We start from the raw sequence: 24,398 nt of genomic DNA on the forward strand, positions 1-24,398 counted from the left end.
CCCAACTAGATAGCAGTAGATGTCGTTTTGACGGTTCATAACGACACCTGCTGCTACCTAGTTGGGTCGGGCGGGAGGGTGTTAGCAGCAGCCCTGATCGTTGTCGCAGCAACCGTCGTCGCAGCATCCGGTGTTCATTCAGCTCACCCCCTCTCGGTCCTTGGGTCAGGCGTGGGTGGGTTCTTCCACCAGGGCGGTGGCGATGCTGTCCGCGTCCGCTAAAGCGGCGAGGTAGCGTTCGGCGTCGAGGGCGGCGGCGCAGCCGGTGCCGGCGGCGGTGATGGCCTGGCGGTAGCGGTGGTCCACGGCGTCCCCGCACGCGAAGACCCCGGTGAGGTTGGTGACCGTGGTGGGGGCATCAACCCTGATGTAGCCCTCGGCGTCCAGGTCCACCTGCCCGGCCACGAGTTCGGTGCGCGGCAGATGCCCGATCGCCACGAAAATACCGGTGGCCTTCTGTTCGCGGGTTTCGCCGGTGCGGGTGTCCTTCAGCGTCACGCCGGTGACCTTGCCGTCGCCGTGGATGGCGCTGACGGCAGAGTGCCAGGCGAAGCTGATCTTCGGATTGTCCTTGGCGCGCTGGGCCATGATCCGGGAGGCGCGGAGTTCTCCCTTGCGGACCACGACGGTCACGGACCGCCCGAAGCGGGTCAGGAAGGTCGCTTCCTCCATCGCCGAGTCGCCGCCGCCGACGACGATGATGTCCTGGTCACGGAAGAAGAACCCGTCGCAGGTAGCGCACCACGAGACGCCGTGGCCGCTGAACGTCTTCTCCTCCGGCAGGCCCAGTTCCTTGTACGCGGAGCCGGTGGCGAGAATGACCGCCGGGGCCTCGTGCGCGTCGCCGGCGCCGGTGACCACCCGCTTCAGGTGCCCGGTCAGCGTCACCTCCGTGACGTCGTCGAACACTACCTGCGCGCCGAACCGTTCCGCCTGCTGCTGCAGCCCATCCATGAGTTCCGGTCCCTGGATGCCGGCGGGGAAGCCCGGAAAGTTCTCCACCTCGGTGGTGTTCATCAGCGCACCGCCGGCGGTGACCGACCCGGCCAGAACCAGGGGCTTCAGACCCGCCCGGGCAGCGTAGATCGCTGCAGTGTAGCCGGCGGGACCGGACCCGATAATGATCAGCTGCTGGGCGGTCACTTCTTTGGTGCTCACGAAAGACTCTCCTGGTGTCCGGGCGGTGTTACTTGGCGGCGGGGATGAGGGATTCGATCAGGCCCTCGATGCGGGTCTTGATCTCGTCCCGGATCGGGCGGACAGCGTCCACACCCTGACCGGCCGGGTCCTCCAAGACCCAGTCCTCGTAGCGCTTCCCCGGGAAGTATGGGCATTCGTCGCCGCATCCCATGGTGATCACCACATCCGATTCCTTCACGGCCTCGGTGGTGAGAACCTTCGGAATCTCGGCGGACATGTCGATGCCGAGCTCTGCCATCGCCTCGACGGCGGCCGGGTTGACCTTGTCCGCAGGCTGGGAGCCGGCGGAGCGGACTTCGACCTCACCTTTGGCAAGGGTGGTCAGGAAGGCGGCGGCCATCTGGGAGCGGCCGGCGTTGTGGACGCAGACGAACAGGACGGAGGGCTTCTTGGCGGTTTCGGTGCTCACGGGTTCTCCTGGAATCAGTTGAATGAGGATGGGTATTGATGAGGTCGTCGTCCCCGTACCACTTCACTGACTAGACATTGATACTTGTCGATGCATGCAGTATCGAACAATATATCGATGCTTGTCAATATGAGGGAGTTTCGGGATTCAGGCGGCATGCAGGCGGGGTGCCAGGTCGCTAACCCGGCGGGCGATGTCAATGAAGGCGCCCTCGAAAGCGTCCTCGGTGTTCAGCCGAAGCGGATCCGGAACGGACCAGTGGACCCCGCCCAGGCCGGGGATTTCCTCGTGGGCGTTGTCGCACACGGTCACGACGAAGTCTTCATCGTGCGCCACCTCATCGAGCCGGCGCGGGGGAACGTCCGCGAGGGCGACGCCATGGCGGCGGGCGACTTCAAAGGCCCCTGCGGCGATGCGGTCCCCGGGGTGTGTGCCAGCGGAGGTCGAGGGGATTTCGCTGACCTGGCTCCAGAGGGCGACGGCGAGCTGCGACCGGGCGCTGTTCCGGGTACAGACGAAGAGGACACGACTGGCCCCGTGTTCACGACCGGGAGCCAGTCCCTCCAACGCACCGGCGGCGAGCCGGATATAGCTGCGGCGCTTATCCGCCTCCGAACGGTGCCGGACCGTCAGCCCGGCGGCTTCCAGCGCGCGCAGATGATGGGACAGCAGGTTTGAGGGCATCCCCAGTTCGACCTGCAGCTCCGTGGGGGAAAAATCTCCCAGCGTCAGCAGGTCCACAATCCGCAGCCGCGCAGGATCTGCGAGGGCCGCATGCTTGGCGACTCTCGCCCGAAAGACTTCAACTGGGTCAGTATGCATTGATTCAATTTTGACTGAGTAAATTTCTTGGGTCAAGCTGTTGGTATGACTTCTCAACAACCGCCGCTGTGGCGCCGTGCCGTCGCCGAATTGCTCGGCACGAGCCTGCTTGTGATGATTGTTGTCGGCTCCGGGATCGCCGCCCAGCAGCTCTCCCCCAACGACGTCGGCCTGCAGCTGCTCCAGAACAGCACCGCCACAGTACTGGGCCTGACGGTCCTGATCCTGGTACTCGGGCCTGTCAGCGGCGCCCACTTCAACCCCGTGGTCTCGCTGGTGGATTTTGTTCTGGGGCGGCGCAGCGGCACCGGGCTAAGCCTGCCGGACCTTGGGACGTACATCGTGGCGCAGACAGTGGGCGCGATCAGCGGCAGCGTCGTGGCGAACGCGATGTTTGAGGTGGGCACCTCCATCTCCGCCAAGGAACGGGCAACGGCTGGACACCTGCTGGGCGAGGTCGTCGCCACCGCGGGCCTCGTTCTGCTGATCTTCGCCCTCGCCGCCACCAAGCGGGGCGTCCTCGCGGCTCCCGCCGTGGGCGCTTACATCGGGGCCGCGTACTGGTTTACGTCCTCGACGTCGTTCGCGAACCCGGCGGTGACCGTCGGCCGCATGTTCAGCGACACCTTCGCGGGGATAGCCCCGGGCTCTGTTCCAGGCTTCGTGATCGCGCAGCTGATCGGCGCTGCAGTTGGCCTTGGGATCCTACTCGTCCTGTTTCCCTCAGCGGACCGCGCCGCCGATGACGTCGTCCTCCCGCACAGTTCCGAAGCGACCAGCCCAGGGCCATAGGTTTGGGCCGGTCGCCCACGGCCCGAAACCTCGCAGCTCATACATTGATGATTATCAATGTTGCGGCATAATGGGTACATGAACTTGCTGCCCGTACTCGAGCCGGTCAAGGTTGAATCCTGCTGCGCCCCGGCAGGTGCGCCTGCGTTGGGCGCTGAGGAGGCGAAGCAGAAGGCCCTCGTCTTCAAGGCTCTGGCCGATCCGAACCGGCTGCGGCTGCTCTCCATTGTTAAGGCAGAGGCCTCCGGTGAATCCTGCGTCTGCGACCTGACCGGTCCGCTGGACCTGGGCCAGCCCACCGTCTCCCACCACCTGAAGATCCTGGTCGATGCAGGCCTGCTGCACCGGGAAAAGCGCGGAACGTGGGCTTATTACTCTTTGGTTCCTGGGGCCCTTGAACAGACGGCCGGACTCATAGCCACCCTGTGACCGTGCCGGTATTGCCATCGGCGTAGCCTCCCGTCAGCTTGCGGGGAGCTGCGTCCGCCGGGGCGGTCACTCAGTCCGAGGGCGCACGATCAGTTGCTTCGGCAGCTTCCGGCCTGGGGTAGGACTGCCGGGGTAACTCCGTTTGCACCTGCTCCAGAATGGTCCGGGCGGTCTCATCGTCGCCGAGGATCCGGAAGTGTCCGGCTGCCTGGAGCCGGATGTTCGTGGCTCCGGGAAGGATGCTGCCTTCGGGGATATGCGGATCATAGACGCCGTAGACGGATGTGATCCGGTGATTGACGCCTTCTTCCCGGGCCATTTGCAGCGTCAGAGCGTTGCGGGGTGAGAAGACGCGGAGGCTGGGGATGAGCAGGTAGCGGGCGTAGCGCGATCCGGAGAAGGGCGTGCACACAGCGATCATCCGATCAATGCGCTCGTCCGGGTCAAGGGCGAGCATGATGTATTTGCCGATGAGGCCGCCCTTGCTGTGGGCGACGATCACGGCGTCGCTCAGCCGGGCAGTGGCGATGTGGTCAGCCACGAGCCTCGCGGCGACGGCCACATCGAGTCGGTTTCTCTGCAAAAGGGTCACGACGTGGACGGGATGCCCTGCGCGGTGCAGGGCTGATATCAGGGGCAGCATGAACTGCCAGTTCTCGTACACGCCCGGGATCACCACAATGGGACTGCGGTGACCGCCGTGGAAGGCATCGGCCGGGATGCGGGACACCGCGCCGCGGACCTGCCACCCGGCTGCATAGGCGTAGTCCTGGATCCACCAGATCGCCCGCCGGATCGCTCCGCTCATATCAGGGCCTCCTCTCCTTAGGCCTCCGCTGGCGGCCCCTTTCCTGTCCGGAAAACGGGCCGCCACCAGGAGCCTGCCAGGGTGCCGTGTGCCCCTGCATTCCTTTTCGAGCCGGCTACGTCTTGGATTGCTTGGGAGTCTTGGCCTGCTTGGGAGCGTGCGCTTCCTTGGGACTGTTCGCCTCCTTGAGTTCGACTTCCGCGGTGGCCTGAATAAGTGCGAGCAGCTCCGGGTCAAGCCCCGGCGCGAACTCTTCGCGTCGTTCCGGTGAGATGGTCATCGGGAAGCCCTGGGGCATCACATCGGTAGTCAGTTCCGTACCGTCATTCGATGGCGAGGCGCCGCGGTACAACTTGCCCGCCTCACTGAGGTTGTCGGCACTGAAGGTGTATTGGATGCTTTGCAGGCCGGTGTCCAGCAACTTCTTCACTTCCGGGAACTGCTCGGCGTTGGTCTTTGGAATCGGGAGCACCTTGCCCCAATTCACGCCGAGGCTTTCCAGGGCCTTGGCGAAGGCGTTCTCATGCGCCTGGTCCCGGACGATGAGGTACGCGATCGTAGAACGGGCCGTTTTGTTTTCCGTCATCTCGTAGATTCGGCATTTCTGCAGCCGGCCGGTGGATTCGAGCATGAGGTTGTAGAGGAGGTCCAGGACCAGGTTGCCGCTGTTGTAAACATAGGACCCGCTCCACGGATTGCCGGCAGCATCCACGGGAAGGGCGCCCTGGGCACCGACGAGGTAGTGGTGGATATTGCTGGTGTCCAGAGCGATCTTAAGCGGCGTGGCCCCCTTGGCGCCGGGCTGGTCCACGGGGTCGGTCTTCTTGCCCTGATACCGCGGGGAGCCGTCCAGAAGCTGGGAGATGGTGGTTCCGATGAGTTCGACATGGCTGATCTCCTCGGTGCCGACGCCCTGGAGCAGGTCCTTATAGGGCTTCGCGGCAGCGTCCCCGCGGAAGTTCATGCTCTGGAACAGGTACTGCATCATGGTGCGCATCTCGCCGAATTGCCCGCCCAGGCCCTCTTGCAGGGCATTGGCTGCCGCGGGATCCGGCTCATCGGCGGCGATTTCGTTGATCAGAAGCTGGGTGTGCAGGTACATCGTTGTTTCCTCACGGTTCGATCTGCTGCTGTGCTGGGCTCAGGAGCCCACGGCACGGGCCGCCTCATCGGCGCCCGGGGGTGGTTACGGTATGCGCGGTTCGTCCTTGTACTGCTCGAACGACGGCGGTGCCCGGCACGTCGCGTCCGGGGAACGCTGGTCCCTGGACGCACTTGACTGGATTCGGCGTGGCGGGCGCAGCGGCGGGACCGGCTCCGTCATGCCGTCAAGCGTCGTCCCTGCGATCACGTCGCCTCCCGGGTCGGTCTCTGTATTGGCCCGGTTGTTCGCGTTCCGGCCAAACACACACCGCTACCATAAGCATGCTTAGTATCTTTGGCAAGGAGTTCCTCCGCAACGCATTACGCACCAGCCGGTTAGTGCATCCGTGCAACACTTATGAAATGGATCTGGAGGTGTCGCCGGCGCTCACCATTCCCACGTCGGAACTCAGCTGGAGGTTCTCGCGTTCATCCGGACCCGGCGGCCAGCACGTGAACACCTCGGACAGCCGGGTGGAACTCTCCTGGAATGTCGCGGATTCGGCGGCGCTCTCCGACGGACAGCGGATGATGCTGACAAGCCGCCTCGGACGACGTCTCATCGCCGGGGTAATCACCGTGACCGCTTCCGAACGTCGCTCTCAACTCCGCAATCGTGAGATCGCGCTGGGCAAACTCGCCGACCTTGTCACCGAGGGTCTAGCGCCGGAAGCCGCTCATCGCCGTCCGACCAAGCCCACCCGGGGCTCGGACCGGAGGCGCCTCGCCACAAAGCAGCAGCGGTCAGTGACTAAACGGCAGCGCCGGCGTCCGTCCGCCGAATAGCGCCGAACTTTTCTACTACGCTGAATCCCACACGTGGCGAAAAGGAGGCTGAGGTGGCCGAGACGACTGTGGCCGAGGTGATGGCCGAACTGGCTACACTCGAGGACCCAAGAACACGCGAAGTGAACGAAAAGCACGGTGACGATCACGGCGTGAACCTCGGCAAACTGCGCGCCGTTGCGAAGCGGTTGAAAACGCAACAGGATCTCGCACGCAAGCTCTGGGACACGGATCAAACCGCAGCAAGATTGCTGGCCATCCTCATCTGCCGCCCCAAAGCGTTCGATCGAGACGAGCTGGACGCCATGCTGCGCGCGGCGCGAACCCCCAAGGTCCATGACTGGCTCGTGAACTATGTGGTGAAGAAAACCCTGCACGCCGAAGAGCTGCGTCAGGTCTGGTCCGCGGATCCGGATCCAGTGGTTGCAAGCGCCAGCTGGGCGCTGACCACCGAACGCGTAGCGAAGAAGCCCGCAGGCCTCGACCTTGCAGGATTGCTCGATGTCATCGAGGCAGAGATGAAAGCCGCCCCGGATCGGCTGCAGTGGGCGATGAACCACTGTCTGGCTCAGATCGGGATAGAGCATGCCGAGCACCGCGCCCGGGCAATCGGCATCGGTGAACGCCTGGAAGTGCTCAAGGACTACCCGACTCCGCCGAACTGCACGTCTCCATTTGCGCCCACCTGGATCACCGAGATGGTGCGCCGACAGCAAGTTGAGTAGGAGGTTGGACGGGGCGCTGGCGCTCACGTCCAGCAGCTGGGTACAGCGGAAATTGATTCAAGTCTCCGGCGCGCGCCGCCCTACTTCCGGTTTGCCGGGTGCGCCGGTAAATTTGAGGCGATGATTCAGATTGACCACGACGACCCCGCACGTGGGGACGTCCACCAGCTCCTGAGCGAGCACCTGGCAGACATGTTTGCGACCTCTCCGGCCGAAAGTGTGCACGCGCTGGACCATTCAGCGCTGTCCGTACCGTCGATCACGTTTTGGACAGCCCGCGAGGAAGGCCAACTCCTCGGCTGCGGGGCGCTGAAAGTCCTCGATTCGCCGGACGGTGCCGCAAAGCACGGCGAAATCAAGTCCATGCGGACCACGGCAAATGCGCGGGGGCGCGGCGTCGCCACCCTGATGCTCAGGCACATCCTGGACGAAGCCCGAAGCCGAGACTACGGGCGCATCTACCTGGAGACGGGAACGGAGGAGTATTTCGCTCCCGCACGGCGGCTGTATGTCCGGAACGGCTTCACCGAGTGCCCGCCCTTCGGCGACTACTCCCTGGATCCGAACAGCGTTTTTATGGAACTCCGCCTCTGAGCACAAACGAAATGCGCGGGATCATGTTAAGCGTGCAGGATCTCCGTGAGGTCAGCGGGTGAGCCGCGGATACCGCAGAGAACGTCAGGATGGACGGCTGGCAGGCGGCGATAGTATGTGCCATGAATGACAGGGTTTCGAAGGGCGACGTCATGGCTTTTCGTCTGGGCGCCCATCATCTCACCGAACGGTTGGGCAAAGGCGGGCTGCTCGACGCGGCCGGTCGGTGCGGGATCCAGAACAGCCCGCCCGGGTCGGCGTTGCTGGCCTTGCATGCCAGGGTGCGAAACCTCACGCAGGAACAGGTGGACAATGCAGTCGCCGAGGAAAAGACCCTACTGCAGACCTGGTGCATGCGCGGCTCGCCGTTCTACTTCCCGGTCTCGGATGCGCCGCTCTTCACCACCGGTGTGCTTCCGCCGACGGAGGAGGCGCAGCGTCATCTCGTACCTGGCGTGGAGCCTGCGTTGGACAAATTGGACATGGGCCTGATCGAGGCGGTCGAACTGATCGCCGCTGAGATCCACGACGTACTTTCCGGGCGCAGTCTCGCCATCAACGAGCTCGGTGCGGAGATCGCCACTCGGACTGCCCGCAGGCTGCCGAAGCGACAACGCGTCATCTGGGAGGAACAAGGTCCCTATGCCCCCGGGCAACCGCTCGGTGAGGGCGTCGTACATTTCTGTGTCCGCATCCTCACGTTGCGGCGTGTAGTCTGCTTCGCGCCGCGCGCCGGAAACAAAGCGCCGTTCGTCCTTGTCGATGAGTGGCTTGGCCATCCGATCCCGGAGACCGACCGGGACGTCGCGCGCGCCGAACTGCTTCGCCGCTACCTGCGCTGCTACGGACCGTCCACACGCTCAGACTTCGCCGCATGGTTGGGGATCCAGCCCGGTGACACTGACCCTTGGTGGAGTTTGGTCACGGACGAGCTGACCCAGGTCGAGTTCGGCGGCACGGCCTGGCTCCTCACTGAGGATCTCGATGCCCTGCGGTCGGCTTCGATGCCAAAAGGCGCGCGCCTGCTTCCGCCACATGACCCATATACCCAGATGCGCGACCACGAGACGATCGTCGACAAGAAATACCAGCGGGACGTCTGGAAGGCGGTCAGGGAACCAGGCACGGTCCTCGCAGGCGGCAAAATCACCGGCACGTGGCGTCTCCGCAAGACCGGCCGTAGACTGACCTTCGCCATCAAGACGTTCGGCCCGCTGACGGACCGGAACAAGAGGTCAATACAGGGTGAGGCCGAGCAGATCGCGCCGTTGCGGGGCGCATCGTCCGTGGACGTCGAAATCGACACGTACTGACCCTCCCCGCCCGAGCGCTCCCCCATTCCCCTGCGGGACGACACCTGGGCTAAAACGCTCGAGGACCGGCTGTTGTGTGCGGGCCATCACCCGCACACAACAGCGCACTGATCCTGAATACGGTGAATCTCTCCGCAATTGTTGCGGAGCTACAGGTTCGCTTCCGCATAGATGCGCAGGGCGTCCCGGACGAAACCGGCTCCGGACTCGCCGCCATAGTTTGCGCTGAACCGAGGATCGGCGACGTACATTTCACCGAGGCCGATCACGTAACCCTTCACGTCACCGCCCGGCGCTGCGGCTGGGGTCCCGGGGATACCCCGAAGCCATTCCACCTGTCGTCTCGCAAGATCTTGCGCCTCGTCGCTGTCGGCTGCGATGCCCGCGCCGGCCGCGGCAATCCAGTCGCTTCCGAGCTGCTGCGAGCGTTGCTTCCAGGCGGCCTTTTCCGTGGCGTCCATTCCACGCCACCAGGCGTCGCTGCTGGCGTAGGCATCCTTGCCCCAGCGTTCCTCCACTTCCTCCTTGTACTTCGTGTGGTCAAAGCCGTCGAACATGTTCTCTGCCATAACTTCTCCACCTCCTTTCACTGCCTCGAGGGTGCGCTGGACCGACGCGATCTGCCGGTTCAGTCTGTCCTGTTCCTGCCGAAGCCACTTCAGGTGACTGCTCAGGGCCTTGGCGGCGTCCGACTCGTTGCCCACAACTTCGGCGATCACCGGCAGGGCGAGGCCCAGTTCGCGGAGCAGTAGTATCCGCTGCAGCTGGACCAGCGCCTCCTGGTCGTAATGCCGGTAGCCGTTATGGGCAATCCGGCTCGGCTTGAGCAGGCCGATGTCGTCATAGTGCCGCAGGGTCCGGCTCGTGGTGCCCGCGATCCGCGCAATATGTTGGATTGACCAGTCCATGCGTTCCTCCTTCCGTGGCACCGCCCGATAAGCCGACTCTAAAGGTTGACGCAACGGGAAGGTCAAGGGCATCCGTCGGAGGCATCAGGCCCGGTCACAGCTGGACGGTCAAGGTGCACAACCATTCCGACCCCACAGGTTCTATACTGCGCCTATGCCTGATATCAGACTCTGGCCCACCGGCCGCCTGCTGTCGACTGCAGCGCGGCTCGTCGAGCACGCCTGGAACGAGAAGCTGGACGATATCGGGCTGACCCATGCCGGGGTGATCGCCTTGGACGTCCTGGCGGCCAACGGCCCCATGACCCAGTCTTCCCTTGCACAGATCGTGAGGGTGCAGGCCCAGACCATCGGCAAAACCCTCATGCGTTTGGAGGCCCACGGGTACGTTATTCGCCAGCGCAGCCAATCCGACCGCCGCAGCCAGGTCGTGTCCATCACCGTCGCCGGCACTTCTGCACGCGAAGGGGCACGCGACTTGGAACGCTCGGTTCTGGCAACCGCGGAGGTCGATACTGACCTGCTCCGTGCAGAACTGCAGACCATCGTGCGTGCCCTCGCAGCCAGGGAGGAAGCACCAACAACGCAGGAGGCCGAACAGAGCGATCCAGGACGCTGATTATGAGAGTGCGGTCACCGCGGGCACTGAGCTTCCGCCGCCTGGGAAGCCCGTCCTCCTACATCCCAGGTTAGAGCTTCACGAGAAGGCGATGCCCGCATCGAGCACTTTGGTTGGCGCAGGCCATCGAGTCACGTTTCTCATCCTAGGTGCCACCGATCGTTCGCTCCGGGGACCGACTCCCGCCATACCGGGAATTCGTTCGACAAAAGCGAAAACGGACGTGCCTGCCCACTAACGTCCCGGGCTGGCAGCGGATAAAATCAGGGTCCCACGGTCCATCACCCGACGCCCCGGCAGTTCGGCAAGGCCGACACCTCGCCGGGCCGAGCAGAGAGGCCAGCCATGGACTTCGCCCCGGCCAGCGATCATCCGCTGGATCCCTTTCCCCAGTACGCGAAGATGCGCGAAGCCGCACCCGTCTTTCATGACGAGCAATCGGGGAGCTGGCATGTCTTCCGGTACGACGATGTGCAGCGCGTGCTGTCTGAACATGCCAGCTTTTCCTCACGGATGGGCGGGGACGATCCATCCGAGACAGGTCAGCTCTTCGCGTCGAGCCTGATCACCGCCGACCCGCCGCGGCACCGGCAGTTGCGCTCCCTGGTGACCCAGGCGTTCACGCCGAAGGCTGTGGATGCGCTGGCTCCCCGCATCGCACAGCTCGCGGTGGAGCTTTTGGAGGGGATAGCTCCCCGCGGAACAGCGGACCTCATCCGGGAGTTGGCCTACCCGCTGCCCGTCATCGTGATCTCGGAACTTATGGGCGTCCCCTCTGACGACCGTGACCGCTTTAAGCAATGGTCCGATGTCATCGTCAGCCAAACGCGGGCCGGCACAACAAATGAGGAACACCACGTCACCAACCGGGAAATGACCGAGTACTTCCTGGACCTTATCGAACAACGTCGGACCCGGCCCGGCAACGATCTGATCAGCAACCTGCTCTCAGCCGAGATTGACGGGCAGAAACTGAGCGTTGCCGAACTGTTGGGCTTCTGCAGCCTGCTGCTTGTCGCCGGCAATGAAACAACCACCAATCTGATAGGAAACGCGGTTCTTTGCTTTACTGAAGTGCCCGGCACCATCGACCGATTACTGAAGGAGCCATCACTGCTCCCCCAGGCAATCGAAGAAGTGCTTCGCTATCGATCTCCTGTTCAGTCCATGTATCGGGTGAACGTGGCGGACACCAGCCTGGCTGCCACTCAGATTCCGGCCGGCGCCCCGGTGGTGGCTTGGATCGGCTCTGCGAACCGCGACGAGCGGCAGTTCCAGCAGCCGGCCCGGTTCGACATCGACCGGGGCCAGATCCGGCATCTGGCGTTCGGCCACGGCATCCACTTCTGCCTCGGCGCCCCGCTGGCAAGACTCGAAACAAGAATCGCGCTGGAGGCCATCCTGTCGCGGCTGCCAGGGCTCACCCTCCCGCCGGAATCGCGCCTCGAACGGATGGACAGCACAATCGTCTACGGGCTGAAGGCCCTCCCGGTCACTTGGCAGGCAAGCTGACCGCCGGGGCGTCCGGTCACCGACGGCCCTTTGATTCGAGGCTTACGGCCGGACCCACGGTCGACTGGTTTGACTTACGTCGGACCGCTGCCCGGCGGACTGCTGAGCACCGTGGGGACGTACTCGAGCAGCTGGAGCCGGCCGTCGAAGGTCCTGCTGGCCACCATCTCGAGCGAGACGTCCGGATAGCCGTCGTAAATCCGCTCCCGCCCCGTACGTCCCGTGATCACAGGGAAGACGACCAACCGGAATCTGTCCACGAGCCCGGCGGTCAGCAGCGACCGGCACAGGCTGAGGCTGCCGAGGGTACTCAAGGGCCCCGTCCCGGTCCGTTTCATCTCCGCCACGGCCTCCACCGCGTCCGTGGTCACAAGCTCCGAATTCGGCCAGGTCAGGGGCGCCTGCAGCGTGGAGGAAAAGACAACCTTGGGCACGGCGGCAAGGCCGGTGAGGCTGGCCCCCTCATCCTCCGAAAATTCCGAGCCCTCGGCCGCGGCCTCCGCTGACATGCTGGACATCAGTCGATATGTGTTCGCCCCGAGAAGGAAGGTGTAGCCCTTCTCCCCCTCCTGTTTGAGCCAGGCCAGGTATTCGGGCCCCTCCAAACCCCACCAGCCCGGCCATCCCTCGGCCGAGGCATATCCGTCCAGGGATATGATCAGGTCGACCATCAGGGACCCTGATGGCGCTTCTGCAGTTGCCTCGCCCATAACTGTCTCCTCGAGCTGACCGGCGCACAGTGCACAGGTGTGCCTTCGACGCCTGTGCCGGTCATGCTATGCCCGGAGCGATCAGACGTTCAAGGGAAGGCGTGGACTCCAGAAAAGGGTTCCTTGCGGTGGGAAAGAACCTGCCTTAGCTTTCACATTCGATGCAGTAGGCGTGGCCATTCTTTTCACGGGCAATTTGCGAGCGGTGTCGGACCAGGAAACAGGAGTAGCAGGTGAACTCGTCGGCTGCCTGAGGGATGATCTGGACAACCAGTTCCTCGGCGACAAATTCTCCGCCGGGGATGATGGCGTCATCCATCGCATCCGCTACATCGAGCTCCCGGACCACGCTGCTGGCATCCGGGGCGTTCGCGGACTGCAGCTCTTCGAGCGAGCTGTTCTGCGATTCCTTGACGTCGGAACGTACTTCGTCGTAATCGGTTGCCACGGGGCTGGCTCTCTTTTCTGGTGTTGTGCCCTACAGAGGTGGAACGTACATCGGAGCGGCGTTGTTCCAGCCGCGCGGTTAGTTTTCTCGCGCCTTCCGGGTTGCGGCGTCGTTGGCCTTCTGCAGGGCCTGGACGAGCTCGTCCTTGTTCATTTTGGAACGGCCGTCGATGTTCAATTCCTGCGCAAGCTGATACAGATGTTCCTTCGACGCGTTGGCATCCACACCTCCCGCGGTGGGTTGAGTTGAATCAACTCCCTCCTCCGCGTGTTTGTCCGAGGGGCCGCGCTTCTCCTTCTGCTCCCAGTGGTCGCCCACCTTCTCGTAGCTGTGCTTGAGCGCGGCGTAAGCGGTACGTGCAGCCCGACTCTCGTCGTTGTCGTAGGACTCGAGGGCGGAATCATAGGTCTTGGCGAAAGTGTCCTGGGCTTTCTGCTCTGAACGCTGCAGGGTCGAGGGAAGCTCGTCTTTGCGGGCATGATCGTTCTTGCCGGTTTTAGGCACGCCGCTCACTCCTATCCGCAGGTTGATCCTTTGTAGATAGAACCAGCCCAATTGTCAATATGCAGCCCTTCCGGCGACCCCGGGTCGGCAATGCCCTCCACCACCTGCCGGAACGCCGGAAGCGCGCCGCCGCAAGGCGGCCACGGCGGACCAGTCCGGGACCCTGTTGACGCTTGATGTGATGCCCGCTACAGTAGACCCAGTTATACGAATAACTCGCTCATGCAAAAGGCCCGAGGAGGTGCCCATGGCTGGATCACGGCCAAAGTCAGGACCGACGATGCACGACGTCGCCGCTGCTGCCGGCGTCTCACAGGCCACAGTGTCTTTGGTGCTGAATTCAGCCTCAGGGTCGCGCTTCTCCGAGGATACCCGGAAGCGCGTCCGTGATGCGGTGATCCGGCTGGGTTACCGCACCAACGCCCACGCCAAGGTTCTCCGCGAAGGCGTGGCCGGCATGATCGGGTTCATCGGCGATTCGGTGGCCACCTCACCTTTTGCCGGCGCCATCATTGAGGGTGCGCAGCAGCGGGCCTGGGAGGACGGACTCCTCCTGCTCACGGTGAACACCGGCGGCGACAAGGAACTTGAGGCCGCATCCCTGGACGCCATGCTGTCCTACAAGGTTGCAGGCGTCGTCTATGCCGCCATGTATCACCGGCGACTGGAGGTCCCCGCAGCTTTGGAGGGTGTCCGGTCAGTGGTGCTGAACTCCCAGGACCGCGCCGGCCGGCTGCCAAGCGTCGCTCCCGATGAAGTGAAGGGCGGTTACACCGCTACGCGCCGGCTCTTGGACGCAGGCCACAGCCGCATAGGTTTCATCAATATCGAAACTTTGGAGAGCGGGCTACCGGCTGCCGTCGGCCGCCACGAAGGCTACTTGGCGGCGCTTCAGGAGGCGGGGCTGGAATCGGACCCGGACCTGGTCCGATTCGGCGGGGGCGGGGAAGAAGACGGCTACCGGTATGCAATGGAGCTCCTGACCTCCGCCACGCCGCCTACCGCCATTTTCTGCGGGAACGACCGTGGAGCCTGGGGTGCCTACCAGGCGGTGTCTGACCTGCGGCTGTCAATCCCCGGGGATGTATCCATCGTGGGCTTCGACAACCAGGCCATCCTGGCCCCGCACCTTCGTCCGGGTCTGACCACCCTCGACTTGCCGTTCGTCGCCATGGGCCGGCGCGCGGTTGAACTGATCCTCCAGGAGGCGGAACCCGAAGGCCGGGTCGAGCTGATGGACTGCCCTCTCGTTGAACGCAAGTCAGTGACACATCCTAAGGAGATGCCATGAGCCGCACCATCCCGGCCCGACGCGGGCGTCCGTCGGCGGCGCCGTTGCCGCAGCGAAAAATTTCTCTTTGGCTCCGCCTAAAGAGATTTTCTCGGGCGTGGCAGTTATACGTATTACTAGCCCCCGCCGTCGTGTACATCCTGGTCTTCAAGTACTGGCCGATGTACGGCGTACAGATCGCCTTCAAGAACTACAACCCCGTGGACGGGTTCACGGACAGCCCGTGGGTGGGTCTGACCCACTTCATCCGGTTTGTGAATTCCTACCAGTTCGGCCAGGTCCTCGGGAACACCCTGTGGATCGCGGTCCTGGGCCTGTTGGTGGCGTTCCCGATCCCCATCATCCTGGCGTTGCTGGTCAACCAGCTGCAGAGTGAAAAGTTCAAGAAGTTCACCCAGACAGTGCTCTACTCCCCCGCTTTCATCTCGACCGTCGTGGTGGTGGGCATTATGTTTGTGGTCCTGTCCCCCAGATCCGGACTGGTGAACAACGCGATCCAGCTGGCCGGCGGCGAGCCGATCTTCTTCATGGGTTCGGCGGAGTGGTTCCGTCCCATCTATGTGATCTCGGATGTCTGGCAGAACGCCGGGTTCTCCATGATCGTGTACCTGGCGGCCCTGGCCGGAATCGACCCGGCGCTTCATGACGCGGCCAAGGTCGACGGCGCCTCGAAGCTGCAGCGGATCCGGCACATCGACCTGCCGGGCATCATGCCCGTGGTGACGGTGCTGTTCATCCTGGCCATCGGCAACCTGCTCAACGTCGGTTTCGAGAAGGCGCTGCTGATGCAGACGCCGCTGAATCTCTCGTCCTCGGAGATCATCCAGACCTACGTCTACCACGCGGGACTGCAGCAGGCGCAGTTCAGCTACTCGGCCGCCATCGGCCTGTTCAATTCCCTCCTCAACCTGGCGCTGCTCCTCTTCTTCAACACGGTGGCACGCCGGGCCAACCAAGCGACCCTGTGGTGATGCCGACATGTCATTGACAACCAACCCCCGCACTAACGACCAGCCCACCCGGACCGTCAGTCCGGCCCACCTGCCCCGCCCGAGGCTGACGCTCAGGGACAGGTACGGTGACCGTGTCTTCAACATCGCCGCAACCGCTGTCCTGCTGCTGTCCATCCTGGCGGTGGTGTACCCGCTGTACTTCATTGTCATCGCCTCGATCAGCGACCCCAACGCCGTCTACGAAGGCAAAGTCTGGCTGTTCCCTTCCGGGATCACCACCGAAGGCTATGAGCGGATCTTTGCCGACAGCCGGATCTGGAATGGCCTGGGCAACACTGTCGTTTACACCGTGCTCGGCACAGCCATCAGCGTCTGCACCATCCTTTGCGGGGCCTACGCGCTGTCGCGCAAGGACATGCCCGGCCGGAAAGTCCTGATGCTCCTGTTCGTGATCACGATGTTCTTCGACGGCGGGCTCATCACCAAGTACCTGGTGGTGCGTGACCTGGGCATGCTGGACACCGTCTGGGCCGTGGTCCTTCCCGGCGCAGTGGGCGTGTGGAACCTGATCATCGCCCGGTCATTTTTTGAGCACACCATCCCGAACGAACTGCGGGAAGCCGCCCAGATGGACGGGGCAACCGACTTCAAGTTCTTCTTCAAAATGGTGCTGCCCCTCTCCAAACCCCTGATCATGCTCATGGTCATGGTCCACGTTGTGGCCCACTGGAACTCGTTCTTTGACGCACTGATCTTCCTCAACGATGACTCCAAGTACCCCCTGCAGCTCGTCCTGCGCAACATCCTCATCCAGTCAGACGTCTCATCCACCGGCACCACCGGCGGAGACATCGAGTCCTATGCGGCAGCGCAAAGGATCGCAGAGCTCACCAAGTACGCCATGATCGTCGTCTCGAGCCTGCCACTCATGATTGCCCTGCCATTCATGCAGAAGCACTTCACCAAGGGCGCCATGATCGGCGCCGTCAAATAGACGCTCCTCCCCCATATCGGCCGCCAAAGGCAACCGCTCCCGGCCGGCCGCAAACCCACCTCAGAATAGGAATGACCATGGCATTCAGCCGCAAATACGCCGCCCTCGGGGCAGTCCTGGCCGGAACATTGACGTTCACCGCCTGCTCCGGCGGCGGCTCCGGCACCACGGAAATCAAAGACGCCTCCGCGGACTTCGGCTTCCAGGAAACCGGCTTCCCGATCGTCAGCCAGCCACTCGACCTGACCTTCTCGGGCACCAAGGCCGCCCTGGCCCCGGACTACAACACCATGACCGTGGTGAAGGAATGGGAAAAAACCACCAATATCCACATCAACTGGGAGAACCTGCCCGAAACGGTCTTCCAGGAAAAGAAGAACCTCATCCTCGCCAGCGGTGACTTGCCCGACGCTTTTTTCAACACCGGCCTGACCGACGCCGAGATCGCCACCTACTCCGCCAGCGGCACCCTCATCCCGCTCGAAGGCCTGATCGAGAAAAACGCGCCCAACCTCTCCAAGCTGCTCTCCGCACGTCCGGACATCAAGGCAGCCATCACCTCCTCGGACGGGCACATCTACTCCCTGCCGTCCGTGGAAGAACTCGGCCTGGTCCAGTTCCCCAACGAACTGGCCATCAACACTTCCTGGCTGAAGAAGCTCAACATCCCGATGCCCAGGACCGTCGATGAGTTCCACGACGCACTGCTCGCGTTCAAGACCCAGGACGCGTCAGGGACCGGAAAGACAATCCCGCTGAGCTTCATGCCCGGCTCGTGGTGCGGGGACATCGTTGACCTGATCGCAGCCCTCGGCGGAGTGCCCGACAACATGGACCACCGGATCGTCCAGGACGACAAAGTCATCTTCACAGCCACCCAGGACGGCTACAAAAAGGCCATCCAGACCCTGCACCAGTGGTACCAGGAGGGCCTGATCGACCCCGAGTCCTTCTCCCAGGACGACAAGGCCTACCTGGCCAAGGGCAAAGCCGCCACGGAAAACCTTGGCTCATTCGTGTGGTGGGAAGTCCCCGAGATGGTCGGCGCCGACCGCGCCGGCAACTACGCCCTGGTCCCGGTCCTTGAAGGCGTGGACGGCAAACGGATCGCCAGCCAGTCCAACAACCAGGAGATCGCCCGCGGTGCGTTCGCCATCACCCGGAACAACAAGTACCCGGCAGCCACCATGCGCTGGGCAGACAACCTCTACGACCCCATCCAGTCAGCCCAGGCCAACTGGGGACCGATCGGTGAAACGCTGCAGAAGGACGCCAGCGGCCTGCTGACCCAGATCCCTGCAGCCGCCGGAACCAGCGAGGGCGAACGCCGCCAGAAGGTCGCCCCGGGCGGTCCGAAGGCCAACACCGCCGAGAACTTCACAGCCGTCGTCGCCCCCGAACCGCGCGCCGCCGAACGCCAGAAGACCGTCAACGAAATCTACAAGCCCTTCGCCGGAAACGACGGCTACCCCCCGGTAGCCCTGTCCAACGAGGAACTGCAGCAAATCAGCAGCATCCAGGCAGACACCACGTCACTGGTCAAGCAGAACCTCGCCAAGTGGATCGTCTCCGGCGGAATCGAGCAGGAGTGGGACGGCTACGTCACCCAGCTCAAGAACATCGGCGTCGAGAAAATGATCGAGGTCTACCAGCAGGCCTACGACCGCTACCAGAAGAACTCCTAGCCCTGACCCGCCGGCGGGCCGGTGCGTATCGCGCACCGGACCGCCCGGCCCCACGGACCCCGCGCACCCACGGGTTCTCCGCAAGACCCGCATAGAAACGAGATGTCACCTTCATGACTGCCGCGACCGCCACGACAGCCGAGACCTTCCGTCCAGCGCTCCACTACGCCGCACGTAACACCTGGCTCAATGACCCCAACGGCCTGATCTTCCATGATGGCGTCTACCACCTCTACTACCAGAACAACCCCCTGGACAACGTCTGGGGAAACATGTCCTGGGGACACGCTACCTCCCCGGACCTGCTCACCTGGACCGAGCATCCTGTGGCCATCGCCTGCGACGAAGAAGAAGATATCTTCTCCGGCAGCATCGTCTTCGACCGGGACAACAGCAGCGGCTTCGGCACTGACTCCGCACCGGCCCTGGTCGCCGTCTACACCAGCGCTTTCAAGCAGGGCTCCGCGCACCCCGGCATCCAGGCCCAATCCTTGGCCTACAGTCGGGACGGCGGCTACACCTGGACCAAACACACCGCCAATCCCGTGCTGAACCGCGGGTCAGCCGAGTTCCGCGACCCCAAGGTCATTTGGTACGACGGAGCTGCCGGCAGCTACTGGGTCATGGTCGCCGTCGAAGCCACGGACTTCCAGGTTGTGCTCTACAAGTCCTACGACCTAAGCAGCTGGGAACTGCTGAGCACCTTCGGCCCGGCCAACGCCACCGGCGGGGTCTGGGAATGCCCTGACCTCTTCACCCTCCCGGTCGACGGCGACCCGGGAAACCTCAAGTGGGTCCTCACCGTCAATCTCAACCCCGGCGGCCCGAACAGCGGCTCGGCGGGGCAGTACTTCGTCGGAGACTTCGACGGCACCACCTTCACGTCGGCCACCACTGTCACCGAAGGCCCCCAGGATCCGGACCGGCTGGGCGAATACCAATGGCTCGACTGGGGCCGGGACTACTACGCCGCAGTCTCTTTCAGCGACGCCCCCGAGAACCGCCGGCTCATGATCGCCTGGATGAACAACTGGGAGTACGCCAACCACATCCCCACCTCACCCTGGCGCAGCCCCATGACACTGGCCCGCGAAATATCTCTCCACACCGTCGGGGGAAATCCGCGGCTCGTGCAAAAGGCAGCCGGAGATTTTGCTTCGCTTGCCGGCCTGGCACGGACGTTCAGCCTTATGGACACCGAAATATCCGACGGCACCCACATCCTGGACGGTGCAGCGGGCACCGTCCAGCGCATCGACGTTACCCTGACTTGCGGAAGCGCCACGGAATTTGGACTAATAGTCCGCGGCGACGGAGACCAAGGAACGCGCATCGGCATCAGACACCTTGACGGCGCACTGATTGTCGACCGCCGGAACTCCGGGCAGACCGATTTCCACGAGGCTTTCGCCTCCATCGACAGTGCCCCTCTCCAGGCAGCGAACGGGTCCTACGAGCTCACCATCTACGTCGACCACTGCTCCGTGGAGATCTTCGCCCAGGGAGGCCAGGTGACCATGACGGAGCTGATCTTTCCGGCACCCGGTAGTAGCGACCTGGCTGTCTACGCCAGCGGTGGAACGGCAACGATTAATAGCCTGCACGTCACGCAGTACTCGTAGCGCTCTGCTTGTCGCTGTGGGCAGCTATGGCCGGTCCAGATGTGCGTCCCTGATGTCAGTGCGTGTTGCGCCCTGGATAACCCAGCGGTTGCCGTCCGGGTCAGCAAAGTAAGCAAACTGCACTCCGCCCATGTCCTGAATTTCACTGATATCGGCCCCTCGGCGCAGGAGCTCTGCACGCACGGCCCCCAGGTCAGCGACAACGAGCTGCAGCCCCTCGAGGCTGCCAGGGGTCATGCCGGTCATTCCCGTTCCGATCACGATGGATGCGGCGGAGCCGGGCGGGGTCAGCTGCACGACCCTCATCCCGGGGATGTGCTCCACATCGTGATCGAGAATGAACCCCAGTTTCCCGGCATAGAACGCTTTCGCCCTGTCGACGTCGGCTACCGGTACCTGCACAACTTCAAGGCGCATCTCCATGCGCTTCACAGTACCGTCCTGGCGCCACGCGATAGCGCTCAACACCCGTGGCGCTTTCCTTGCTTCGAGTTCCTTACTCAGAGCACAACGTCTGGTAAGCGTTCGGTGACCGGCGTAGATTCAGATCACTTGACAGGCGGTGTGCTTCAAAGGAGCCAGCGATGGCCGGATGGAATGCAGACAACGCGGCGGGTCCTGTTGGGCAAGGTGCCGTGACACTGGTGGAGGGATCGTCGTTCTGTATATCGCTGCAGAACGGAGATATCTTTCCGTATCACCCTCACGGAGTCTTCCACGAGGACACCAGGATTCTGTCTCGCTGGTGCCTGACCGTCAACGGTCAGCCCATGGAGGCCTTGGGAGCCTGGACGCCGGCGCCGTACCAGGGAATGTAGGTCGGGAGGGGTGTCCGTACCGATGGCCGGGCAGATAGTCCGCTGACGGTGGAGCGCAAGCGGGAACTCGGCAGGGGCATTCACGAGGACATCACGATCCGCAACCATTCCCTTCAGCCAGCCGCCTGCGACGTCGCGCTGTTTGTAGACACAGACTTTGCAGATCTGTTTGAGGTCAAAGACGGGCGGTTTCACCGGCAATGGGAACAGACCCGCCGGAGCGGGGACGGCACGGTGACAATGGAGGCCGCATGGCAGGACGTGACGAAGGGCGTCATCATTCGAGCACCTGGCGGTGAGGCAGGAGCGGAAGGCCTCCTCTTCCACCCCGTAATTCCGGCCCATGGGGAGTGGACCGTCCGGGCGACCGCGGAGCCGATGCCCGACGCCGGCGCTCCGGCCCCACCGCCCCTCCACACCGGTTCGGACACCATCTCACCGCAGTCCCGGCGGCAGCAGTCCTGGGACGCCAGTATCCCACCCGTCCGAATAGGCAACAGGTCCCTCGAGCGAACCGTTTACCGCAGTTACGCTGACATCGGCGCGTTGCGCATCGTGGACCCGCAGCATCCCGAGCGGATGGTCGTTGCCGCCGGGGCACCGTGGTTCATGGCACTGTTCGGCCGGGACTCATTGCTGGCCTCCTTCATGGTGATGCCCATCAACGCACCGCTGGCACTGGGCACGCTGCAGACCCTTGCGGAGCGGCAAGGAGTTGTGGTTGACCCACTAACCGAGGAACAGCCGGGACGGATCCTGCACGAGGTACGGCTCGGCGTCGGCACCGGCCTAGCACTAGGCGGGAAGTCTGCCTACTACGGCACCGCCGATGCCACTGGGCCGCCGCCGCCGCAGGATCCCTGCTGAACAACGACCTGCTCATTATCACCGGCGCCAGGTTCGGCATCCACCCCGTCGCCGGACGGCTTCCCGGGCACATGAACGTGCTCCTCGCGGAGGCAAAAGTCCCCTACGACATCGTCCTCGAAATGGACGAAATTAACGAAGACCTAGGCTCGACCTCGGTCGTCCTCGTCATCGGCGCCAATGACACCGTCAACCCCGCCGCGGCCGAGGACCCCTCCAGTCCCATCGCCGGAATGCCCGTGCTGCGGGTCTGGGAAGCCGAGAACGTCGTCGTGTTCAAACGCTCCATGGCCGCCGGCTACGCCGGCGTCCAGAACCCCTGTTCTTCCGCGACAACTCCCAAATGCTCTTCGGCGACGCCAAACAACGCGTCGAAGACATCCTCCGCGCGTTCTAGAAAAGCGCTTTCCGGGCTGCCTTGGTCCCGGCTTCCTCAACCGTCAAGAAAATCTGCGCGCCGCTGAGGCAGCGTCACTATGAAGGGCCATTTTGATGACCAGAATGTTGATTATCGGACCCCCGGGTTCCGGCAAAGGTACCCAGGCGGAGCGGATCTCTGAGCGCCTCGGCGTCGTTGCGATTTCCACCGGGGACATCTTCCGGGCGAACGTCAAGGGCGGGACGCCCGTGGGTGTCGAGGCCAGGAAGTACATTGATGCCGGCGATTTCGTGCCGGACAGCGTCACCAACGAGATGGTACGCGACCGCCTCAGCGGGGACGACGTCGAAAGCGGCTTCCTCCTGGACGGGTACCCCCGGACCTCGGCCCAGGTCGATTACTTGGATAAGATCCTGGCCGATCGTGATCAGAGGCTCGACGTCGTTTTGCAACTGACCGGCGGCGACGAGGAACTCGTTGGACGCCTGTTGGGCCGTGCCAAGGAAACCGGCCGCAGCGACGATCATGAGGCCGTTATCCGCCACCGACTGGATCTGTACCACGAACAGACCGAGACAATTGTGGCCAAGTACGCCGCACGCGGAATCCTGGCGCAGGTGGATGGCATCGGAAGCTTGGTCGAAGTTACCGCCCGCCTCATGCAGGCCATCAAGGCGCCCCAGAGAGCCTGAACGAGCCCAACAGTTCCTGCGGCAAGGTCGAATCCGCCTTTTTCTCGATCTCGTAGCGCAGCGGAACGACACTGAACCCCGTTGACCGGGTTGGGGCCGGCAGGGCACGCTGTGAGGACATGTACGGCAAGGAGACCATGATGAAGAACGGGCGCACCTTAGCCGTCGTTGCGGCGCTGCTCGGGTTGGCCCTTTCAGGGTGCCAGCCGGCTACGGGGCGCCTCACGGCGGGCTCATCCGCAGTGGCGCCCAGCCCGTCGTCGGCCCAGCTCGCGGCCATCGTCCAGGCGGCTGTCGAGGATCGCAACGGCACAGTCCTCGATCCTCCCGCGGCCCCGCGCCTCGCCGATGGGCAGACGACGGCTGCCTACCGGGCCAAGCGTGAGCGGGACCTCCGGGTGGTGGCCCTGTCGAAGGCCGGATTCAAGTCAGCCGGTTTCTGGTACACGTCTTTTTCGACGACCGTGACGGTGGAGTCCATCGAAGTGACAGGTTCGGAGGCGAGCGTCCACTTCAAGGAATTGACCGAGGAATATCTCGCCTCGACCGCGAATGGGCCGAGCAACGTCCCGTCGGGCTACTCGTTGCCGCAGATCGCAACGTTCCGGGCGTCCGCAGACGGCTGGCAGCTCGACAGCATCGCCCCTTCCGTGCGCGGGGGCGGCATGCCGATGTCCGTCGTTGACAGCTGAGAACTCACCGTGGCAGCTCCTTGTGATGTTTGCCGTCCTTTGAGATGTCCCATCGAGCACGCGGCGCCTCTTGCATGAAGCCGGAGCCAGAAGGGACCCACCCGTCAACGGTGAGCAGGCCAACATGGAGCCGACCCTTGCTGGTGATGCTCACGTCTCAACTGACCAAGTGCCCGTCGAGTCCTCGTTGCTGCTGTTGGCCACTGATCTCTTGCTTACCGAAGTACCCAGTCAGAACAAGCACCAATGCGGTGCAGGACAGGACACCGTCCACAAGCCCTGCCGGAAGCATGAAAATCATGAGTGCCATGGTGACCGAACAGTTGATGATGGTCAGCGCGAATCCCCACATCCTGTTCTTCAGGAGCCCGATAGCGCCAATAAGCCGGATCACGCCGAACACACCGCTCATCAACATCATCAGATACAGGTTTTCCTGCAGATACGGCACGATGAAAGAAAAGTGGGTTGCGGCGCGATCCTGTTCAATTCCTAGGGCCAACAACGGAATCAACGCCAGACAAACTCCCAGTTCCATGAGCCCGCCTTGGATAATCAACAAAATCGCGGCTGCCTTATATCTTTTGATTGTTGCCCCCAATTGGCTGGTGCGGAATTCCATCTGCCAGTTCCAGGTCGACTCTACCTACATCGATCAGGCATCCAGCACCGCCCGGCAGCCT

General features: G+C 63.2%; 26 protein-coding genes and 2 pseudogenes. 17 read left to right on the top strand and 11 right to left on the bottom strand.

Annotated features, from left to right (window positions below):
* Positions 1-165: 165 nt before the first annotated feature.
* From trxB to J2805_RS07140, 3 genes are all read right to left on the bottom strand, one after another.
* A complete protein-coding gene (gene trxB, locus J2805_RS07130; RefSeq protein ID WP_309974865.1) occupies positions 166-1,143 on the bottom strand; it encodes a thioredoxin-disulfide reductase in 978 nt (325 codons plus the stop codon).
* 43 nt (positions 1,144-1,186) lie between these two features.
* The gene (locus J2805_RS07135) at positions 1,187-1,609 is read right to left on the bottom strand and encodes an arsenate reductase ArsC (RefSeq protein WP_309971330.1); all 423 of its coding nucleotides are present in this window, start codon (positions 1,607-1,609) and stop codon (positions 1,187-1,189) included.
* A gap of 147 nt (positions 1,610-1,756) precedes the next feature.
* Positions 1,757-2,431, bottom strand: a complete 675-nt coding sequence (locus J2805_RS07140; RefSeq protein WP_309971332.1) for an arsenate reductase/protein-tyrosine-phosphatase family protein — start codon at positions 2,429-2,431, stop codon at positions 1,757-1,759.
* A gap of 45 nt (positions 2,432-2,476) precedes the next feature.
* On the opposite strand from J2805_RS07140, the gene J2805_RS07145 reads away from it, so the two are divergent.
* Together J2805_RS07145 and J2805_RS07150 are read left to right on the top strand one after the other, a co-directional pair.
* Entirely contained in the window at positions 2,477-3,223 is a 747-nt protein-coding gene (locus J2805_RS07145) for an MIP/aquaporin family protein (protein ID WP_309971335.1), read from the top strand.
* 78 nt (positions 3,224-3,301) lie between these two features.
* Entirely contained in the window at positions 3,302-3,652 is a 351-nt protein-coding gene (locus J2805_RS07150; RefSeq protein WP_309971338.1) for an ArsR/SmtB family transcription factor, read from the top strand.
* A 70-nt stretch (positions 3,653-3,722) separates the two neighbouring features.
* Here the strand turns inward: J2805_RS07150 and J2805_RS07155 are convergent, their stop codons facing one another.
* On the bottom strand, positions 3,723-4,460 hold the full coding sequence (locus J2805_RS07155; protein ID WP_309971341.1) for an esterase/lipase family protein: 738 nt from the start codon (positions 4,458-4,460) through the stop codon (positions 3,723-3,725).
* Positions 4,461-4,575: 115 nt separating this feature from the next.
* Positions 4,576-5,562, bottom strand: a complete 987-nt coding sequence (locus J2805_RS07160; protein WP_309971344.1) for a manganese catalase family protein — start codon at positions 5,560-5,562, stop codon at positions 4,576-4,578.
* 404 nt (positions 5,563-5,966) lie between these two features.
* Here J2805_RS07160 and arfB point away from each other — a divergent pair, with 404 nt between their 5' ends.
* From arfB to J2805_RS07180, 4 genes are all read left to right on the top strand, one after another.
* Complete coding sequence (arfB, locus tag J2805_RS07165) at positions 5,967-6,389, top strand: alternative ribosome rescue aminoacyl-tRNA hydrolase ArfB (protein WP_309971346.1); 423 nt, start codon at positions 5,967-5,969, stop codon at positions 6,387-6,389.
* 53 nt (positions 6,390-6,442) lie between these two features.
* A complete protein-coding gene (locus J2805_RS07170; RefSeq protein ID WP_396134247.1) occupies positions 6,443-7,114 on the top strand; it encodes a DNA alkylation repair protein in 672 nt (223 codons plus the stop codon).
* A gap of 120 nt (positions 7,115-7,234) precedes the next feature.
* Complete coding sequence (locus J2805_RS07175; RefSeq protein ID WP_309971348.1) at positions 7,235-7,708, top strand: GNAT family N-acetyltransferase; 474 nt, start codon at positions 7,235-7,237, stop codon at positions 7,706-7,708.
* Between the two features lie 122 nt (positions 7,709-7,830).
* Positions 7,831-9,021: a winged helix DNA-binding domain-containing protein gene (locus J2805_RS07180; RefSeq protein ID WP_309971351.1), complete on the top strand. Its 1,191-nt coding sequence runs from the start codon at positions 7,831-7,833 to the stop codon at positions 9,019-9,021.
* A gap of 149 nt (positions 9,022-9,170) precedes the next feature.
* On the opposite strand, the gene J2805_RS07185 is transcribed toward J2805_RS07180, so the two are convergent.
* Entirely contained in the window at positions 9,171-9,929 is a 759-nt protein-coding gene (locus J2805_RS07185; protein WP_309971354.1) for a MerR family transcriptional regulator, read from the bottom strand.
* Positions 9,930-10,083: 154 nt separating this feature from the next.
* On the opposite strand from J2805_RS07185, the gene J2805_RS07190 reads away from it, so the two are divergent.
* Positions 10,084-10,548, top strand: coding sequence for a MarR family winged helix-turn-helix transcriptional regulator (locus J2805_RS07190; RefSeq protein WP_309971357.1), 465 nt, complete (start codon positions 10,084-10,086; stop codon positions 10,546-10,548).
* A 345-nt stretch (positions 10,549-10,893) separates the two neighbouring features.
* Positions 10,894-12,060, top strand: a complete 1,167-nt coding sequence (locus J2805_RS07195) for a cytochrome P450 (protein ID WP_309971360.1) — start codon at positions 10,894-10,896, stop codon at positions 12,058-12,060.
* 74 nt (positions 12,061-12,134) lie between these two features.
* Here the strand turns inward: J2805_RS07195 and J2805_RS07200 are convergent, their stop codons facing one another.
* The 3 genes from J2805_RS07200 to J2805_RS07210 all read right to left on the bottom strand — a co-directional run bounded on the left by J2805_RS07200 (position 12,135) and on the right by J2805_RS07210 (position 13,722).
* The gene (locus J2805_RS07200; RefSeq protein WP_309971364.1) at positions 12,135-12,770 is read right to left on the bottom strand and encodes a dihydrofolate reductase family protein; all 636 of its coding nucleotides are present in this window, start codon (positions 12,768-12,770) and stop codon (positions 12,135-12,137) included.
* Positions 12,771-12,915: 145 nt separating this feature from the next.
* Positions 12,916-13,218 (bottom strand): DUF4193 domain-containing protein, encoded by a 303-nt coding sequence (locus tag J2805_RS07205; RefSeq protein WP_309971367.1) that lies wholly within the window; start codon positions 13,216-13,218, stop codon positions 12,916-12,918.
* A gap of 78 nt (positions 13,219-13,296) precedes the next feature.
* Complete coding sequence (locus tag J2805_RS07210) at positions 13,297-13,722, bottom strand: ChaB family protein (RefSeq protein WP_309971370.1); 426 nt, start codon at positions 13,720-13,722, stop codon at positions 13,297-13,299.
* A gap of 247 nt (positions 13,723-13,969) precedes the next feature.
* Here J2805_RS07210 and J2805_RS07215 point away from each other — a divergent pair, with 247 nt between their 5' ends.
* The 5 genes from J2805_RS07215 to J2805_RS07235 all read left to right on the top strand — a co-directional run bounded on the left by J2805_RS07215 (position 13,970) and on the right by J2805_RS07235 (position 20,267).
* The gene (locus J2805_RS07215; protein WP_309971374.1) at positions 13,970-15,013 is read left to right on the top strand and encodes a LacI family DNA-binding transcriptional regulator; all 1,044 of its coding nucleotides are present in this window, start codon (positions 13,970-13,972) and stop codon (positions 15,011-15,013) included.
* A 131-nt stretch (positions 15,014-15,144) separates the two neighbouring features.
* On the top strand, positions 15,145-15,984 hold the full coding sequence (locus tag J2805_RS07220; protein WP_309971377.1) for an ABC transporter permease: 840 nt from the start codon (positions 15,145-15,147) through the stop codon (positions 15,982-15,984).
* 7 nt (positions 15,985-15,991) lie between these two features.
* The gene (locus J2805_RS07225; RefSeq protein ID WP_309971381.1) at positions 15,992-16,960 is read left to right on the top strand and encodes a carbohydrate ABC transporter permease; all 969 of its coding nucleotides are present in this window, start codon (positions 15,992-15,994) and stop codon (positions 16,958-16,960) included.
* Positions 16,961-17,037: 77 nt separating this feature from the next.
* Positions 17,038-18,645 (top strand): ABC transporter substrate-binding protein, encoded by a 1,608-nt coding sequence (locus J2805_RS07230; protein WP_309971387.1) that lies wholly within the window; start codon positions 17,038-17,040, stop codon positions 18,643-18,645.
* Between the two features lie 113 nt (positions 18,646-18,758).
* Positions 18,759-20,267: a glycoside hydrolase family 32 protein gene (locus J2805_RS07235; protein WP_309971390.1), complete on the top strand. Its 1,509-nt coding sequence runs from the start codon at positions 18,759-18,761 to the stop codon at positions 20,265-20,267.
* Positions 20,268-20,291: 24 nt separating this feature from the next.
* Here the strand turns inward: J2805_RS07235 and J2805_RS07240 are convergent, their stop codons facing one another.
* Complete coding sequence (locus J2805_RS07240) at positions 20,292-20,690, bottom strand: VOC family protein (protein WP_309974871.1); 399 nt, start codon at positions 20,688-20,690, stop codon at positions 20,292-20,294.
* Positions 20,691-20,851: 161 nt separating this feature from the next.
* Between J2805_RS07240 and J2805_RS07245 the strand changes: the two are divergent.
* The 4 genes and pseudogenes from J2805_RS07245 to J2805_RS07260 all read left to right on the top strand — a co-directional run bounded on the left by J2805_RS07245 (position 20,852) and on the right by J2805_RS07260 (position 23,715).
* Positions 20,852-21,952, top strand: a pseudogene (locus tag J2805_RS07245) (glycogen debranching N-terminal domain-containing protein).
* A 29-nt stretch (positions 21,953-21,981) separates the two neighbouring features.
* Positions 21,982-22,349, top strand: a pseudogene (locus tag J2805_RS07250) (NAD(P)(+) transhydrogenase (Re/Si-specific) subunit beta); the annotation flags it as partial.
* A gap of 104 nt (positions 22,350-22,453) precedes the next feature.
* Positions 22,454-23,023 carry an adenylate kinase gene (locus tag J2805_RS07255; RefSeq protein WP_309974874.1) on the top strand — a complete coding sequence of 190 codons (570 nt, stop codon included), beginning with the start codon at positions 22,454-22,456 and terminating at the stop codon, positions 23,021-23,023.
* Positions 23,024-23,160: 137 nt separating this feature from the next.
* Positions 23,161-23,715, top strand: a complete 555-nt coding sequence (locus J2805_RS07260) for a hypothetical protein (RefSeq protein ID WP_309971394.1) — start codon at positions 23,161-23,163, stop codon at positions 23,713-23,715.
* A gap of 157 nt (positions 23,716-23,872) precedes the next feature.
* On the opposite strand, the gene J2805_RS07265 is transcribed toward J2805_RS07260, so the two are convergent.
* Positions 23,873-24,337 (bottom strand): DUF2127 domain-containing protein, encoded by a 465-nt coding sequence (locus J2805_RS07265; protein WP_309971397.1) that lies wholly within the window; start codon positions 24,335-24,337, stop codon positions 23,873-23,875.
* Positions 24,338-24,398: the final 61 nt, after the last annotated feature.

The sequence above is a fragment of the Arthrobacter oryzae genome, from assembly GCF_031454875.1.
Classification (GTDB): Bacteria; Actinomycetota; Actinomycetes; order Actinomycetales; family Micrococcaceae; genus Arthrobacter; species Arthrobacter oryzae_D.